This window comes from Streptomyces sp. DSM 15324 (assembly GCF_001514285.1).
Classification (GTDB): Bacteria; Actinomycetota; Actinomycetes; order Streptomycetales; family Streptomycetaceae; genus Streptomyces.
The window spans coordinates 1-1,178 of sequence record NZ_KQ949067.1 but is presented as its reverse complement, the minus strand read 5'-3'; the positions used below and the strand labels follow the sequence as shown (position 1 = coordinate 1,178).

Genomic DNA, 1,178 nt, shown 5'->3' with positions numbered 1-1,178 from the left:
CCCGCCCGCCTCCCGTCTGGCGGCGGCGTTGACCCCGGAGGTGGACGCGGTCCTGGCCCGCCACCCGCTGCGGGAACTGCTCACCGCCTCCCCGCCGCTGCCGCTGCTGGTGGAACGCGAACGCGCCCTGTACGGCGCCTGGTACGAGTTCTTCCCCCGCTCCGAAGGCACCCCCGACCACCCCCACGGCACCTTCCGCACCGCCGCCCGCCGACTGCCCGCCATCGCCGCCATGGGCTTCGACGTCATCTACCTCCCCCCGATCCACCCCATCGGCACCACCCACCGCAAAGGCCGCAACAACACCCTGCACGCCACCCCCGACGACGTCGGCGTCCCCTGGGCCATCGGCTCCCCCGAAGGCGGCCACGACACCGTCCACCCCGACCTCGGCACCCTGGAGGACTTCACCCGCTTCGTCGAACAGGCCCGCGACCTCGGCCTGGAGATCGCCCTCGACTTCGCCCTCCAGTGCTCCCCCGACCACCCCTGGGTCCACAAACACCCCGAATGGTTCCACCACCGCCCCGACGGCACCATCGCGCACGCGGAGAACCCCCCCAAGAAATACCAGGACATCTACCCCATCGCCTTCGACACCGACCTCGACGGCATCATCACCGAGACCCTGCGCGTCCTGCGCCACTGGATGTCCCACGGCGTACGCATCTTCCGCGTCGACAACCCCCACACCAAACCCGTCGTCTTCTGGGAACGCGTCATCGCCGACATCAACGCCACCGACCCCGACGTCCTCTTCCTCGCCGAGGCCTTCACCCGCCCCGCGATGATGCACACCCTCGCCCAGATCGGCTTCCAGCAGTCCTACACCTACTTCACCTGGCGCACCACCAAAGCCGAACTGACCGACTACCTCACCGAACTCTCCGGCGACGCCGCCACCTACATGCGGCCCAACCTCTTCGCCAACACCCCCGACATCCTCCACGCCTACCTCCAGCACGGCGGCCGCCCCGCCTTCGCCGTCCGCGCCGTCCTCGCCGCCACCCTCTCCCCCACCTGGGGCATCTACAGCGGCTACGAACTCTGCGAGAACACCCCCCTGCGCCCCGGCAGCGAGGAATACCTCGACTCCGAGAAATACCAGCTCAAACCCAGGAACTGGGACACCCCCGACACCCTCGCCCCCCTCATCACCCGCCTCAACACCATCCGGC

Annotated in this window: 1 protein-coding gene; it reads left to right on the top strand. The window is 69.3% G+C overall.

Annotation, left to right across the window (positions count from 1 at the left end; translation table 11 throughout):
* A partial coding sequence (locus tag AQJ58_RS40205; RefSeq protein WP_234360481.1) for an alpha-1,4-glucan--maltose-1-phosphate maltosyltransferase occupies nt 1-1,178 on the top strand: 1,178 nt, incomplete at both ends.